The organism is Psychrobacter sp. CR212 (assembly GCF_059693765.1).
In genome coordinates, this window is the sequence record NZ_JCATIF010000004.1 from 49,907 (window position 1) to 64,409 (window position 14,503).

Sequence of the window (14,503 nt, forward strand, 5' to 3'; positions counted from 1 at the left end):
GAAATCCATCCCAATATAACTTTTAATAAACCAATCCATATAACAATAAAGGTTATTAATATGAGTAGTTTATCTGACAAGCAAATTAATCTACAGTTAGAAGAGCTTGCTGGTTGGCAGCGCGATGGTAATAGTATCGTCAAGACCTATCACTTCAGTGACTTTATCGAAGCCATGAGTTTTATGAACCAAGCGGCGTTTCACGCTGAAGCACTCGAACATCATCCTGAATGGCGCAACACATACAATATCGTTGAGGTCCGCTTGACCAATCAGGACACCGGCGGCGTTTCTAGTTTGGACATTCGCCTTGCTAAACGCATGGAACATATCGTTCAGCCCAAGCGCTTGTAGCAAACGCTTACTTATTGTATTGATAAGTATGGTTTTTCCGTCAGACATAAAAAAAGACCCTTGATTGAGGGTCTTTTTTTATTGGATTTTTATAGCAATAAACTGTATTTACATTTTGCGACTGACAAATGCCACAATAAATAAAATCACAGCAACGGCCAAGAAAATATACGCTAGGTTAGCAGATAATCCTGCTACTCCGCCAAAACCTAGTAAACTTGCTAGCAGTGCGATCACTGCAAAAATAATGGCCCAACGAAACATAATATTCTCCTTAAATAAAGGTTAAAAATCAAATAATAAACTTTGTATAGTATCCATTTAACTTTTTGTTTTTCTTATACCAGTCATATCTGCTTACAACCATAGATTAGCAATATTCATCTTCGAAGAACGTGCATTTTGGTAATGATGGCGGTAGGTTATGTAAACTTTGTAGCAAGTGTTAATACCTTTTATTTTTTCTTGTCTCTATATAGACCATCTCTAGCGCTATACGAACCAGTTTTGATAAGTTATGGATTACTTTATAGCGCCTTATCGATAGTTTTATGACTTGTAACACAAGCATTTGCCAATGAAAACTGTCGCGACCCCACAAACTCCTAACCTAATTGAATCACTTGGTTTATAGTTTAAGATCACACAATTACCTAACCTATTAAGGATAATACTATGAGTACTGAGACGGATACCGTAAAACCCACACAACAAAACAGTAGCGACAACCGCCCTTATGCCGTCATTTTATATGGCGCAACAAGCTTCGTTGGACAGATCACCGCTCACTATTTAACCAATTTTTTATCCAATGCTAAGAATAAAGACGGCTCTAACGTCACGTGGGCCATTGCAGGGCGTGACGAAAAGAAATTAAATGAGTTACAGTCAACGCTTGAGAGCAAAGTAGATATCGTCATTGCCAACAGCAACAATCCTGCCAGCCTTGATGAGATGACCAAACAGACACAAGTCATCATCTCAACCGTCGGCCCTTATCTCAAATATGGTGAGCCTTTGATCAAATCTTGTGCTGAAAATGGTACCGATTATGTCGATCTTACTGGCGAGGCAATCTTTATCAAAGACATGATGGACAAGTATCAAGAGACTGCCAAGCAAAGCGGCGCCCGTATTGTCAACTCTTGCGGCTTTGATTCTATTCCATCAGACTTGGGCGTTTACTTTACGCAGGCCAAAGCAGAAGAGACGTTCGGTGAGACTTGTAATGTGATTCACATGCGAGTGAAAGCGGCAAAAGGCGGCATCTCTGGTGGTACGATTGCCTCGATGGCGACGATATTTGAAGAGGCTGGTGAAGACAAGGCTCGCCGCAAACAAGTAGCCAACCCCTATCTGCTAAACGATGACACAGATGCACCCAATGTCCGCCAAGATAACGTCAGTAAACCAGAATATGACAGCACTCACAAACGCTGGTTGGCACCCTTTGTGATGGCGAGTATCAATACACGTATTGTCCATCGCAGTAACCAGCTACTTGGTTATGAATACGGCCGCGACTTTAAATATGACGAAGCCATGTGGATGAAAGATGGCGTCAAAGGCAAATTATCAAGCTATGCCATGAGCGCAGGTTTGCTAGGCTTTGCCACAGCTATGATGATCAAGCCAAGCCGTGACTTGTTGTCCAAACACGTATTGCCCAAATCAGGCTCAGGGCCTTCTAAAGAGGAGCAAGAAAACGGCTATTTTGATATTCGACATTTTGGACAAACTCCCAAAAATGACACTATCACGGTCAAAGTCACAGGCGACAAAGATCCTGGTTATGGCAGCACCTCTCGCATGCTCTCGCAGGCGGCATTATGTCTAGCGCAAGACATCAGTAAAGAGGACGTTGGTGGCGGCTTTTGGACACCTGCTTCTGCAATGGGAGATAAGCTCATAGCTCGCTTAGAAGAGCATTCAGGCCTAAGCTTTGAGGTTATCGAGGGTTAAGCGAGCTTACCGTGATTCAATAGTAAAGCGCTTACATAGCGATATATTAATACTGATGATTTTTATGACCGTATCTTGATAGCAGGATACGGTTTTTTATTATGTAGATTTTGACTTTTTGCAGGACATGTTAACAAATACTAATAGCGTATTTTTTGGTAATCAATGTTGCGGTTTTTCGATTTTTTAGTACATTATGCTACAGATTTTTAGTCTAATGTCACAGCCATATTCTCCTCAATACGCTAGGATAAAATACATTACGGTTTGATTGTTATAGAGAATATTCATTTAAAAATTTTAATCAAAGTTCACTTCGAAAAACATCATCTAGTAAAAATATTTCTCTAAAACAATGTTATTGATCGAATTGATATTAGTCAAAATTTCCCAGTAGTTCGTGTGCCAGATAAAGGTTTTTAGCAGCCTGTTATCGATACAAATACTGGTAAATATATCATTGTTGAATAAAATAGATCCAAATGCTTACTTCATTTCTTAAATGAGATGTGGGTTTAATAGTTTCATAACGTCACAACAATATACCAAGCTGTTAGAACCTTAATGAGTTTACTACTGAAATGTCTGTTATATAACTGGTACTTTGTTTTTACAAATTATAGTAAGGTCAAACCAAAATTAGGCTGTCCTCAATTATCTGCATTTTAGACATAATTATATATAGATATGGCAGCTGTTTTTAATCATTGTTCATTTATCGAATTTGGAGTTTTATAATGAAAAATAACATTTTACCGTTAGTCTTAGGAGCGACACTTGTTTTGCCAGCGGCAGCAATAGCTGCACCTGTCAATACCAGTGACATTATGCCAGCAGATATGCGTACCACTCCTGTCGATAATACTTTGCAAGCCGAAATAGAAGGCCCTGATGGCGAGCTTGTCGCTACTCAACCGGGTGCTGTTGATAACAACAACATGGACGCGATGAATGACGATATGGAATCTGAAGAAGGTGACATGGACGAAGATATGACCGTTACAGCGGACGAAAAAATGTCTGAAGATCAAGTTAAAGCTGAAGTTGCTCAAGCCAGAGCTGAATTGGCTCAGGCCCGTGCTACCGCTGAACGCCCTACTCAGATGACAAATGACGTTCAAAGCAGCCAAGCAACACCTGCTGACATGCGCGAAAAGCCAGTCGAGATTACCTTACAAGAAAAGAAAAAAGACCGTCGTGGTGAGCTTTTAGCGACTCAGCCTGGTCAAGTGGAATTTAACGAAAACCGTCGTTTCACCATTCGTTAATAATGACAGTGCTTGATTGAATAGTATGATTAATAGTTTACTACTATCAATAAGTGACACAAAAAAGGCAGCCAATTGGCTGCCTTTTTTGTTGAACACGGCTATAAATTTTGGCTATTTCTTAGTTTTAGTCACGCCAGCTTCTTGTAACAAGGCGCCAAGTGTACCCATTTTACTAGGTGCTTCCGCTTTATCGTTTTTGATCGGTTTGCTACGGTTACTATTCGTATTATCCTGACGTTTACCACGTGGCTTAGACGAACGCTGATCAGCAGCAGAACGACTATTATTTGGACGGTCACTATTCGCCTGATTACTGCGTGGACGGCTCACTTTTTCACCATCTGTACTGGTTGCAGTAGACTTAGCAGCCGTACGGACAGGTTTTTCAGACTCAGGCTTCATACTAAATCCGATCCGACCACGCGCTTCATCGATAGAGATCACCCGCACAGATACGATGTCACCTGGTTTGACACGGTTCATAGGATCAGCCACAAAGTCATTGGCCATTTGTGAGATATGCACCAAACCATCCTGATGTACACCGACATCAACGAAACAGCCAAAGGCCGTTACGTTTGTGACCACGCCTTCAAGCTGCATACCTTCGCTCAAATCTTTGATACTATTGACATCATCACGGAAGTTAGCCGTTTTAAACTCAGGACGTGGATCGCGTGCAGGTTTAGCAAGCTCTTCGATAATCGCTTTTACGCTGACATTATCATCGTTAGCAGGCAGCGCAGTCGTATCGATAGCATTCAGTACACCATCGTTACCGATGACTTCTGACAGCGGTTTGTCGGCTTGTACTAACAGGCTGTCGACCAACGCATAGCTCTCTGGATGCACGCCTGTCGCATCTAGTGGATTGCTGCCATTATGGATGCGTAAGAAACCTGCTGCTTGCTCAAAGGTCTTAGCACCTAAGCGTGGGACGTTTTTGAGTGCTTCGCGGTTTTCAAAAGCACCATGCTCACGGCGATAAGTCACGATTTGCTGCGCCACATTACGGTTCAGACCCGCGATATGTGCCAAAATAGCAGGACTCGCTGTATTCACATCAACACCAACCGCATTCACGCTATCTTGAGTCACTTTATCAAGACTATCAGCCAGCTGGTTTTGGTTCACATCGTGCTGATACTGACCCACGCCGATCGCTTTTGGATCGACTTTGACAAGCTCTGATAACGGATCTTGCAAGCGACGTGCGATAGACACCGCACCGCGCACCGATACGTCTAAATTGGCAAGCTCATCACTAGCAAGCTCGCTCGCCGAATAGACGGAAGCGCCTGATTCATTGACGATGACAGCTTTGGCTTTAAGTGCAGCGTTCGCGGCCAAAATCTCTTTAATCATCGCATCGGTTTCACGACTTGCCGTACCATTACCGATAGCTACTAAATCAACATCATAAGTGCTTAATAGCTCATCAATGACTTTTTTGGCTTCATCCATTTTGTTGTCAGGGGCAAACGGATAAACCGTCGCGATGACAGGTTTTTCTTCGCTATCTGACATGACATGACCTTGCGCATCCACAATGGCCATTTTTACGCCATGACGGATACCAGGATCGACACCTAAGATCACTTTAGGGCCTGCTGGTGCAGCCATCAATAAATGCTGTAAGTTACTAGCGAACACATCAATCGCATCTGCTTCTGCAGCTAGGCGCTTTTCGGTCAGTAAGCGGTGCTCGATATGTGGACGCCATTTGTCTTTCCACAAACTACTGGCCGCCTCTGTCAAAAACTCACGGCGTGCGGCAGGTGCTTTGGCATCGACATCGAAATGATTGATAATTTTTTCGATAAATGGTGCGTCTTCGCCTTCGATTTTTAGACCCAAGACGTTTTCTTGACGACCACGTAACATCGCTAATAGGCGATGATTTGGCAGTCGAGCAAGGCTTTCGCTATGCTCAAAGTAGTCTTTGAACTTTTCGCCAACTTCACGCTTTTCTTCGCTCGCAACGCTCGATACGATACTGGCAGTTTTGGCAAAACCATTGCGTAAGTTATCCAACAACCCCAATGCTTGCGTCCACTCATCAACGATAATGGCTTGCACACCAGCAAGCTGCTTGTCGATATCGCTAAAGTCAACGTCGATCTCATTACCACTATCATCAGTGATACTTGACTGAACTTGATAATCAGCCAGCGCCTCTGTCGGGGTGATTTCTTGCGTCAAGACCGCTTGGGCGACAGCGTCAAGACCAGCAGCACGTGCTTTGGCAGCCGGTGAACGACGACGCGGACGATATGGCAGATAGATGTCTTCAAGCTCAAGCTTAGACGTTGCATTATCGATACGCGTCTGTAGCTCGTCGGTCAGATTGCCCTGTGTGCTCAGTAACTCAGTGATTTTGAGGCGACGGGTGGCCATGTCACGCTCATAATTCAGAGATTTTTCTAAAGCACGCAGCTGCGCATCATCAAGGTTCTGCGTCTTTTCTTTGCGGTAACGCGCAATGAAAGGAACCGTTGCGCCTTCATCATAAAGCTTCACAAACGCATTGACTTGAGCAGTCTTAATGCCAAGCGCGCGAGCAAGCTTGTCGTGAATATTCGCGTGTGTGGTTGCATCCAAAACCTGTGCATTTGTCGAGGTTTGAGATGACGTTAAGGTATCAGTGCTACTCATATACGTATCAATCGTTGAGAAATGTAGTTTTGCATTATAGCAAAAGCTGCATGAATAAAAATCCTTTTTATCTTTTCGTTAATTATCGCCTGTTTTGCGGCATAAAACGTTTTATATCAAACGTTCTGTAGCCTTGTTAAACAAACGCATACAGCATTTATTCTTATGAGTGATGCAATTCGCGGTGCAATCTTATACACTAAAGTATCCATAGCACAAATATTGAGATGTGCTGATATATTGAACAATAGTTTTTGATTTTATGACGTGCTTGTTTTGACCCATCATTAAATAACGATAATTAATGGCAGTGTTTTACTCATCGCTTTTTACTCGTCATTTCTGCTAACAATAATTTTTATAAGAGGATGCCTGTATGACTGATAACAACAGCCCCGATACTTTGACTCAGCGTATATTAGTTGTCGATGATGACGCTCGCCTGCGCTCTTTGCTACAGCGCTTCCTAGAAGACGATGGTTTCGTCGTTCGTACTGCCCATGATGGCAGTCAGATGGACAAACTCATGCAACGTGAGCTCTTCTCTTTGGTTGTGTTAGATTTGATGCTACCGGGCGAAGACGGTATTAGCATCTGTAAGCGCCTACGTGAAGACAATGCGGACATTCCAATCATTATGCTGACTGCTAAAGGTGGCGATGCTGACCGTATCGCAGGTTTGGAAGCGGGTGCAGATGATTACCTGCCTAAGCCGTTTAACCCAAAAGAGCTATTGGCGCGTATCAAAGCTGTCTTGCGTCGTCAAAACCGTGAGCTTCCAGGGGCACCAAGTCACCAATTAGAAGTGGTTGAATTTGGTCCATGGACACTAGATCTATCGACTCGCACGCTCAAACGCGATGGGAATGTCGTCACTTTGACGACAGGTGAGTTTTCGGTGTTAAAGGCTTTAGTTCAGCATCCACGTGAGCCATTGACCCGTGATAAGTTGATGAACCTTGCTCGTGGTCGTGAATGGGGTGCGATGGAGCGCTCTATCGATGTCCAAGTATCACGTCTGCGTCGCCTGATTGAAGACAACCCTTCACAAGCGCGTTACATCCAAACTGTTTGGGGCGTTGGCTACGTGTTCGTTCCTGATGAAGCCGAGGTAGAAACCATCAAGAGTGAATAACTTTTGACTGATCTAATTTTTTTAATATAGGCCGTGTTTGTTTACTCACAAACACGTGCCAATATGATGAGCCTATTTGTGAAAAACCCAATTATTTTTCAAAACATACCCTGCACATTAGTGACAGGGTTTTTAGGTGCTGGCAAAACCACCGTCATCAATCAGCTACTTGCCACAAAACCTGATGACGAACGCTGGGCACTCTTAATCAATGAGTTTGGCCATATCGGTATTGATGGTGCACTTCTAGCAAGCTCCCAAGATAATGATCTTGAGCAAAAGAATATTGCCATTCGTGAAGTCAGTGGTGGCTGTATTTGCTGTACCAGTCAACTGCCCTTACAAATTGCGATCAGTCGTCTGCTTAATGACTATCACCCGCGAAGACTGCTTATTGAACCCACAGGATTGGCACATCCACGCGAGCTGATATTACAGCTCAGTGCGCCGCATTGGCAAACCGCACTACAGATGCATGCGGTGATAACTGTACTGAGTGGCGAGCAGTGGCAACAGATTAAGTATCGTGACCATGAGGGTTTTCAAGCGCATGTTCGTGATGCCGATGTGCTGATCGTCAATCGCTATGATCAACTAAGTAGTAGCGAAAAACACACCTTGATAGAGTGGATAGCCACGCTAAACTCACAAGTGAAAATCATTTGGGCAGTATCTGAACTAACGGTAGCTGAGACAACAGACGCATCAAACACCCCATTAACCAAGGAATACATAGCAGGTCTAAACTACCAACTCGACAAGCCCAGCCATATCATTGCAAATCAACGAAAAGTCAGTATCGCTCATCTTCACAAACCGATGATCGGCTCGCAGTCTCAAGCCCATTCTTTAGCAACTGTACCATCATCGAGTTCATCTACCGATGAGACAGAAGCTCAGGCTAGTGCTAATAGTGATCTGCCCTATCGCTATCATGAAGAGCAGCAGGATTTTCAGTTGGCTGGATGGCGATTACCTGCACACTACATACTAAACACTGACGATTTACAGAATTGGTTGTTAGCACTGCCAAATTGGCAACGCATCAAAGGCGTGGTTCATACTTCTGATGGCTGGCTGCAGATCAATTTTAACCCTGGTAGTCTATCCACCAAAACAATCGATCCACAGACTGATAGTCGGCTAGAAATCATTTTGCAACTAGGCAGCGCTGACAATACAGCTAAAGAAAACGAGACTGATGATGAAGCATCATCCGTCTTTATAGACTGGGAGGATTGCGATCGCGAACTGATGGAAATGGTTATATAGCAACAGAAAGAAAAAGGGCGGGCATTGCTATGTTATCTAGCAATGCCCGCCCTTTTTCTTTCTTCTTCCTTTTAGCGCAATTGGCTGTCTTTACTGCCGCGACGATTAAATAGCTCCGCCGCCTTTACCTCTCGCTCAAGCGCTGTCTGACAACTGACGCAATGCTGGATACCAGGCACCGCTAGTCGCCGCGCCTCCGGAATAGAATTACCGCATTCGTCACAAAACTCTGCACTCACACCTGTTGGCAATGAGCGTCTTGCGCGCTCTAACGCATCATTGACCGTTGCATCCATTTGCTCATGCTCAGCACCATCTCTTGACCAGCCACCTGCCATAATTTTATCCTATTTGTTTTTTATTAGTCATTATTTTGTATATAACTTCTTTAATAACAAATATATGGGGCTAGGTACGACTGATTACAACCTAATAATCGTCGCAATATCATAAATAGAACATGACCACATAAAGCAAAAATATCACTGTTAATCTTTTGGCTGCAACTCAACAACTTGCCCGCGCACCCCAATACTGGCATCACTCATCAAACAGACGTAGCCTGCCATAATATCTTCAGGTGTTTTTAAGCTCATCGGGTTCTCCCCTGGATAAGCATGAGCGCGCATATTGGTGCGAGTAGCACCCGGATTGACACAGTTAAAGCGCAGGTTGGTGGTGTTTTGAGTTTCTTGCGTGAAGATATCGCTCATACCTTCAACCGCTTGCTTAGAGAGCGCATAAGCGCCCCAAAACGCACGAGGATGCGTACCTACAGTGCTAGACGTAAAGACGATAGAGCCATGATCGGCATCTTTTAGCAGTGGTAGCAATGCTTGGGTGAGCATAAAGGTCGCTGTAAAGTTAACCTTCATGACTTGAGCGAATGTATCAACGTCATACATCTCAAGTGGCGTCAATTGCCCAAGCACACCAGCATTATGCAAAATACCATCCAGCTGACCAACTTCTTTATCAATCAATCCTTCTAGCTGCTGCATTTCAGCATAGGTGGCCCCTTCTAGATTCATCGGCAACATAGCAGGCTGTTTACCGCCAAGGCTCTCAATCTCGTCATAGACATACTCGAGCTTGCTGCTGGTACGACCTAGTAGTAATACTGTAGCGCCATAGCGAGCATAGGTTAATGCTGCAACACGGCCAATGCCATCCCCTGCACCTGTCACTAAGATAGTTTTTCCATCTAGGCAATGAGTAGGTGGCACAAAATTGCGAATATCGTCATGAGTCAAAGGTTGAGTAAGACTTTGAACGTTTTTTTGGTTGTTTGTTTGATTAGCTGGCTGATTGATATTGTCACTCATGGTATTACTCACTACTTATCGTTGAATCATTAAAATATATGCTTATCAGTATGAACTCAAGATGACTCATACTGACCATTTACTACCCAAAAACCAGTCTATAAATACTCAAATTTGCCAGAAGAAAGCAGCAATTTGTTCAACTGCTCAGGGGTCTCAACAATATAGTCAGCTCCCCACTTTTTGAGCGTTTTTTGATCTTCAGGCGGAATATAACCATAAGCGGCCAAAATGGTTGGCATGCCAGCGGCGTTGCCCGCTTCAATATCACGGATATGATCGCCCACATACAGCACAGAGCCAGCAGCACCGCGAGGGATACCCAGTTTCTCTAGGGCCATATACATCGGCTCAGGATCCGGTTTTGAGCGTGATACATCGTCTGGACAGACCAAAGCGGCACAGCGCTCATCAAGTTGCATTTTATTGAGCAGTTTTTCTGCCAGATAGCGGGGCTTGTTGGTGACAATACCCCACGGTACGCCTTTGCTCTCTAGATCTGCCAGCACCGCGTCAAGGCTATCAAACAAGCAGCTATCGACACAGATGTCAGCTTCATAGTCATCTAGGAACTGTTGACGAAAATTAAGTAACTCGTCCTCGCTAACCTCTAGCTGATCGTTATGTCTGAGCATTAATTGCACCATAGCTGAAGCGCCCGCAGAGACTTGCTCGCGGATTTCTGTCTCAGGCGGCGCTTGCCAATTATTTTCGAGACTCATTTTACCAATGATACGCACAAAATCTGCAGCAGTATCGATTAACGTCCCATCAAGGTCAAATAAAACAGCTTTTACAAATTGGGTCATAGTGAATGCTCTTGAAATTGATAACGTGTTTAGTAAAATTACATTGGATAAAGAAAGCCGTCTACAGTGCTCACTCTACCGCGTTAAACCAATGGTTTTTGGACAGCTATCATATAGTTCACATCAACGTTTTGGGCGAGCCAATAGCGCTTAGTCAGCGGATTATAATGCAAACCAATGATATCTTGGCGTACAAAACCTGTATTGATGGCCATTTTGTCTAGCTCAGCTGGGGTAATAAACTTGGCATAATCATGGGTGCCGCGGTCGAGCAATCGCAGCACGTACTCTGCGCCAACAATAGCAAACAAGTACGACTTAGGATTTCGGTTGATCGTCGATAGTACACAAACACCGCCAGGCGCTAAGAGCTCATAACAAGCCTGTACAATTGAGCTAGGATCAGGCACATGCTCCAGCATCTCCATACAGGTCACCACATCGAACTGACCTGCATGCGTTTTTGCTAGCGCTTCAACTGGAATATGCTGATAGCGTAAAGTGCTCTCTAATCCGCTCTGCTCAGCGTGCACTGTAGCAGCCTTGAGGTTTTCAGTACCCAAATCAATCCCTGTCACATCCGCACCCCGACGCGCCATAGACTCTGACAATATTCCGCCACCGCATCCTACATCGAGCACTTTTTTGTCAGCGAGCCCCTGCTCTGCTGTTTTGATCGCGCCAGTGTTGTTGCCATTGTTAGCGTCGTTTTGATAACCCCGTTTGACGTTTTCTTCTATCCAATTTAAGCGTAATGGATTGATTTCATGTAAGGTTGCAAATGCACCTGTATTGCTCCACCATTCACTCGCCAAGTTGTTAAATTTTTCGACTTCGCTGGGATCGACGTTTATCGTATTCGTTACTGTATCATCGAAGCGGTTTTTGGTTGTATCGCTCGATGATGGCAAAGAAGCTAAGGCTGAGCTCATAGTATTTCCTTTGTTGTCGTTATCGTTATTATCGTAGAAGGTGCACGATTATGTGTTCAATATTATCATGAGGGCAGCTTCTTTGTCGTAAGTACATCGTCACTGATTGTGAATAGACTGGGCAAGCACCTAAGTTTGTGTGCCAGCTGCTTTGTAATAGCGCCGTTATACGGCCTATTATAAAAATATTCATTCATATTATCGACAATTACTCCTAGTATAGAGAGATCTGATCTAAAAATATAAATGAGCGGATAATATTGATAAAAATACAAAGCAGCGTAAGTAAGATACCTTAAATAATAGCTAACAGCTTTACAACTGTCGGTTAAGAATCCGATTCACAAGCGCCTACGTTTTACGTTATCATAGTCGATACCTCAATATTATGTCACTTAAGTATATTGAAATTCTTCTCGCTCAGATATCATGTATTATAAGCGCCATAGATACACAAACCCTTTAACAAACTCTAAATCCCTACATCTTAAGGATAAAGTATGAAACGTGTCATTACATTGACTGGTCTGGCAATGGCCATTGGACTTGCTTCTATGGGCGCACAAGCTGCAGACTATGTCGCTGGAAAGGATTACCGTGTGCTAGACAATCCAGAGACCATCAGCGGTGATGCCATTATTGTTCGTGAGTTTTTCTGGTACGGTTGCCCGCATTGTAATATTCTCGATCCACACATGGAAAAATGGGCAAAAACCAAAGACAAAGATGTCGTATTCTTCAAAACACCAGCAGCACTAAACCCTGTTTGGGAAGCCAATGCTCGTGGTTTTTATGCCGCTCAGCTTTTAGGGTTTGAAGACAAAACCCATTCTGCCTTGTTTGATGCGATTCATAAAGATGGCAAAAAACTGTTTGATCAATCATCATTGAGCAAATGGTATGCATCAAAAGGCGTGAATGAGAAGAAATTCAACAGTCTTTACAACTCATTTGCTGTCGGTACTAAAATTGGTCGCTCACAAGAAGGCGCTAAGCGCTATCAGCTTACTGGCGTACCTGCTGTAGTCGTACAAGGCAAATATGTGGTCACAGGTGAAGATGCTAAAGTGCCTAAAGTGGTTGAATATCTAGTCGATAAAGCCCGCGCTGAGAAAAAATAGCCTCTATATACAAGCTTATACAGCGCATACAAAAAAGCCAATCAGTCATTGATTGGCTTTTTTGTATTGGGGTACACGTCCATATCGTCTGAGAGGTCTATTTTTTCAATTGCGACAAGATCGCCACTTCGCGAATATAAGTTGCCAAGTCTTCTTTTGATTCCGCCATCAACTCATCATCTTGCATATGCTTGGCGTATTCAATCCACAATAGTAACTGATACATACTATTATGTTCAGAAGCTTTGTATTGTTTTACAAATTGCTTGAGCGTTCCCTCATCATTGATATTTAGGCGATCGTACCAACTTTCGATTTTAGACACCTGCTCCTTGGGGAAAAACGCATCAAACAATGCCTTGACCAGCTCATGGCGATTTTCTTCGCTGATGAGCTTACCGACGCGTTTGGTCTGACGGTTACGGGCATTGGCGCTGGTAATATCGGCCAATGCCATGAGTTCCGCCATAAAATAATCGCTGGCTGGCAACGTTTTTAACTGCTTTTTTGAGAGGCTAGCGAGTGGTATGGATAACTGCTGTAAGCGCTCGTGGGCTTTTTTGAGCTCTGTGCGCGAAACGCGCATATCTTGTTCTGACCAGTCAATCATAAAAGCTTTCCAAAATAATAAGTAATAAAATTAATAATGCCGCGTATGACTACCAACGGCTTTTTTCACGGTGCTTTGCCAATACTTTGACGCCTGATGGCATTGCCTTAGCGAGACGACGCTGTAGATGGTCCGTGATGAATACTGAACGATGCTTACCGCCGGTACAACCGATTGCAACCGTCACTGTATGACGATTATTATGCAAAAACTCTGGTAGCCAACGTGTCAAGAATTTATCGATATCATCTAGCATTTCAGCCACTTCAGGATAATCAGCGAAAAATGCGCTGACTTCAGCATCGAGCCCTGTGGAGGCACGCAGCTCAGGATTCCAATGTGGATTGGGTAAAATCCTGACATCAAATACAAAGTCAGCATCAATGGGACTACCGTGCTTAAAACCAAATGACAGTAGGTTAATGACAATCTGATTGTCCATGCCAATATGTTCGCGTAATCTGTCTTTTAACTGATGGATATTTAGACTGGTAGTATCAATCTTGATATCGGCATGACCAGAAATTGGCTCTAATAATTCAATTTCTTTCTTGATCGCAGCAGGCAGGTTAAATGCGATATGCTTTGCATTGTCACTATCAACATCTTGAGACATCAGGGGGTGAACACGGCGCGTCGCATTGAAACGCGCTATCAGGGTGCTCTCCTGCGCGGTCACATATAACACTTGAACAGCTTGATTGCCGTAAGTGTCTTTTAATGCTGCATAGGTTGCTGCAAAATTGGACAGATCCGCGCGCGGCGTTCGAATATCAACGCCAAGGGCAATGCGATTGATACCGCTCTCTTTTACCAGTTTGTGAGCGGCGCTAGGCAATAAAGACAGCGGTAAATTATCAATAGAGTAGTAACCTAAATCCTCTAAGATATTCAGTACTGAGGTTTTTCCTGATCCTGAACGGCCTGATACCACTAGAATGCTGAGATTATCCGTTGATATTTTTGGCGCTGATATTTTTGGCGTTGTCGATGCGGCTTGATTATCGCTTTGATCCTGACTTATATCCATGGTCTACCCATTCTAGTTCATTGCATC

At 43.7% G+C, this 14,503-nt stretch carries 14 protein-coding genes; 6 read left to right on the forward strand and 8 right to left on the reverse strand.

What is annotated here, in order from left to right; genetic code table 11:
* The first annotated feature begins 60 nt into the window (after window positions 1–60).
* Window positions 61–354, forward strand: a complete 294-nt coding sequence (locus AC58CZ_RS08880) for a 4a-hydroxytetrahydrobiopterin dehydratase (RefSeq protein WP_494224282.1) — start codon at window positions 61–63, stop codon at window positions 352–354.
* A gap of 108 nt (window positions 355–462) precedes the next feature.
* Here AC58CZ_RS08880 and AC58CZ_RS08885 read toward each other — a convergent pair whose 3' ends face one another.
* A complete protein-coding gene (locus tag AC58CZ_RS08885) occupies window positions 463–618 on the reverse strand; it encodes a DUF1328 domain-containing protein (protein ID WP_021814049.1) in 156 nt (51 codons plus the stop codon).
* Between the two features lie 411 nt (window positions 619–1,029).
* Here AC58CZ_RS08885 and AC58CZ_RS08890 point away from each other — a divergent pair, with 411 nt between their 5' ends.
* Both AC58CZ_RS08890 and AC58CZ_RS08895 read left to right on the forward strand, forming a co-directional pair.
* A complete protein-coding gene (locus AC58CZ_RS08890) occupies window positions 1,030–2,316 on the forward strand; it encodes a saccharopine dehydrogenase NADP-binding domain-containing protein (RefSeq protein ID WP_494224281.1) in 1,287 nt (428 codons plus the stop codon).
* 737 nt (window positions 2,317–3,053) lie between these two features.
* A complete protein-coding gene (locus AC58CZ_RS08895) occupies window positions 3,054–3,584 on the forward strand; it encodes a hypothetical protein (protein ID WP_494224280.1) in 531 nt (176 codons plus the stop codon).
* A 114-nt stretch (window positions 3,585–3,698) separates the two neighbouring features.
* On the opposite strand, the gene AC58CZ_RS08900 is transcribed toward AC58CZ_RS08895, so the two are convergent.
* Window positions 3,699–6,242, reverse strand: coding sequence for a helix-hairpin-helix domain-containing protein (locus AC58CZ_RS08900; RefSeq protein ID WP_494224279.1), 2,544 nt, complete (start codon window positions 6,240–6,242; stop codon window positions 3,699–3,701).
* A gap of 376 nt (window positions 6,243–6,618) precedes the next feature.
* Here AC58CZ_RS08900 and ompR point away from each other — a divergent pair, with 376 nt between their 5' ends.
* Window positions 6,619–7,377: an osmolarity response regulator transcription factor OmpR gene (ompR, locus tag AC58CZ_RS08905; RefSeq protein WP_102093351.1), complete on the forward strand. Its 759-nt coding sequence runs from the start codon at window positions 6,619–6,621 to the stop codon at window positions 7,375–7,377.
* 66 nt (window positions 7,378–7,443) lie between these two features.
* On the forward strand, window positions 7,444–8,649 hold the full coding sequence (locus AC58CZ_RS08910) for a GTP-binding protein (protein WP_494224278.1): 1,206 nt from the start codon (window positions 7,444–7,446) through the stop codon (window positions 8,647–8,649).
* Window positions 8,650–8,720: 71 nt separating this feature from the next.
* Here the strand turns inward: AC58CZ_RS08910 and AC58CZ_RS08915 are convergent, their stop codons facing one another.
* The 4 genes from AC58CZ_RS08915 to ubiG all read right to left on the reverse strand — a co-directional run bounded on the left by AC58CZ_RS08915 (window position 8,721) and on the right by ubiG (window position 11,715).
* Complete coding sequence (locus AC58CZ_RS08915; protein ID WP_075105811.1) at window positions 8,721–8,987, reverse strand: DksA/TraR family C4-type zinc finger protein; 267 nt, start codon at window positions 8,985–8,987, stop codon at window positions 8,721–8,723.
* Window positions 8,988–9,137: 150 nt separating this feature from the next.
* Window positions 9,138–9,974 (reverse strand): YciK family oxidoreductase, encoded by an 837-nt coding sequence (locus AC58CZ_RS08920; protein ID WP_071002553.1) that lies wholly within the window; start codon window positions 9,972–9,974, stop codon window positions 9,138–9,140.
* 98 nt (window positions 9,975–10,072) lie between these two features.
* Complete coding sequence (locus AC58CZ_RS08925; RefSeq protein ID WP_494224277.1) at window positions 10,073–10,783, reverse strand: HAD-IA family hydrolase; 711 nt, start codon at window positions 10,781–10,783, stop codon at window positions 10,073–10,075.
* Between the two features lie 83 nt (window positions 10,784–10,866).
* Window positions 10,867–11,715 (reverse strand): bifunctional 2-polyprenyl-6-hydroxyphenol methylase/3-demethylubiquinol 3-O-methyltransferase UbiG, encoded by an 849-nt coding sequence (gene ubiG, locus AC58CZ_RS08930; RefSeq protein ID WP_494224276.1) that lies wholly within the window; start codon window positions 11,713–11,715, stop codon window positions 10,867–10,869.
* A gap of 500 nt (window positions 11,716–12,215) precedes the next feature.
* Between ubiG and AC58CZ_RS08935 the strand changes: the two genes are divergently transcribed.
* A complete protein-coding gene (locus AC58CZ_RS08935; protein ID WP_058023985.1) occupies window positions 12,216–12,836 on the forward strand; it encodes a thiol:disulfide interchange protein DsbA/DsbL in 621 nt (206 codons plus the stop codon).
* Between the two features lie 97 nt (window positions 12,837–12,933).
* Here the strand turns inward: AC58CZ_RS08935 and yjgA are convergent, their stop codons facing one another.
* Complete coding sequence (yjgA, locus tag AC58CZ_RS08940; RefSeq protein ID WP_058023984.1) at window positions 12,934–13,446, reverse strand: ribosome biogenesis factor YjgA; 513 nt, start codon at window positions 13,444–13,446, stop codon at window positions 12,934–12,936.
* A gap of 49 nt (window positions 13,447–13,495) precedes the next feature.
* Window positions 13,496–14,476, reverse strand: coding sequence for an RNase adapter RapZ (gene rapZ, locus AC58CZ_RS08945; protein WP_494224275.1), 981 nt, complete (start codon window positions 14,474–14,476; stop codon window positions 13,496–13,498).
* Window positions 14,477–14,503 lie beyond the last annotated feature (27 nt).

What these genes read in the sequence shown, in the direction of transcription:
- AC58CZ_RS08920 (WP_071002553.1), bottom strand. Translation starts at nt 9,974, where the DNA reads ATGAGTGACAATATCAATCAGCCAGCTAATCAAACAAACAACCAAAAA.
- rapZ (WP_494224275.1), bottom strand. Translation starts at nt 14,476, where the DNA reads ATGGATATAAGTCAGGATCAAAGCGATAATCAAGCCGCATCGACAACG.
- ubiG (WP_494224276.1), bottom strand. Translation starts at nt 11,715, where the DNA reads ATGAGCTCAGCCTTAGCTTCTTTGCCATCATCGAGCGATACAACCAAA.
- AC58CZ_RS08900 (WP_494224279.1), bottom strand. Translation starts at nt 6,242, where the DNA reads ATGAGTAGCACTGATACCTTAACGTCATCTCAAACCTCGACAAATGCA.
- AC58CZ_RS08915 (WP_075105811.1), bottom strand. Translation starts at nt 8,987, where the DNA reads ATGGCAGGTGGCTGGTCAAGAGATGGTGCTGAGCATGAGCAAATGGAT.
- AC58CZ_RS08910 (WP_494224278.1), top strand. Translation starts at nt 7,444, where the DNA reads ATGAGCCTATTTGTGAAAAACCCAATTATTTTTCAAAACATACCCTGC.
- yjgA (WP_058023984.1), bottom strand. Translation starts at nt 13,446, where the DNA reads ATGATTGACTGGTCAGAACAAGATATGCGCGTTTCGCGCACAGAGCTC.
- AC58CZ_RS08890 (WP_494224281.1), top strand. Translation starts at nt 1,030, where the DNA reads ATGAGTACTGAGACGGATACCGTAAAACCCACACAACAAAACAGTAGC.
- AC58CZ_RS08925 (WP_494224277.1), bottom strand. Translation starts at nt 10,783, where the DNA reads ATGACCCAATTTGTAAAAGCTGTTTTATTTGACCTTGATGGGACGTTA.
- AC58CZ_RS08880 (WP_494224282.1), top strand. Translation starts at nt 61, where the DNA reads ATGAGTAGTTTATCTGACAAGCAAATTAATCTACAGTTAGAAGAGCTT.
- AC58CZ_RS08895 (WP_494224280.1), top strand. Translation starts at nt 3,054, where the DNA reads ATGAAAAATAACATTTTACCGTTAGTCTTAGGAGCGACACTTGTTTTG.
- AC58CZ_RS08935 (WP_058023985.1), top strand. Translation starts at nt 12,216, where the DNA reads ATGAAACGTGTCATTACATTGACTGGTCTGGCAATGGCCATTGGACTT.
- AC58CZ_RS08885 (WP_021814049.1), bottom strand. Translation starts at nt 618, where the DNA reads ATGTTTCGTTGGGCCATTATTTTTGCAGTGATCGCACTGCTAGCAAGT.
- ompR (WP_102093351.1), top strand. Translation starts at nt 6,619, where the DNA reads ATGACTGATAACAACAGCCCCGATACTTTGACTCAGCGTATATTAGTT.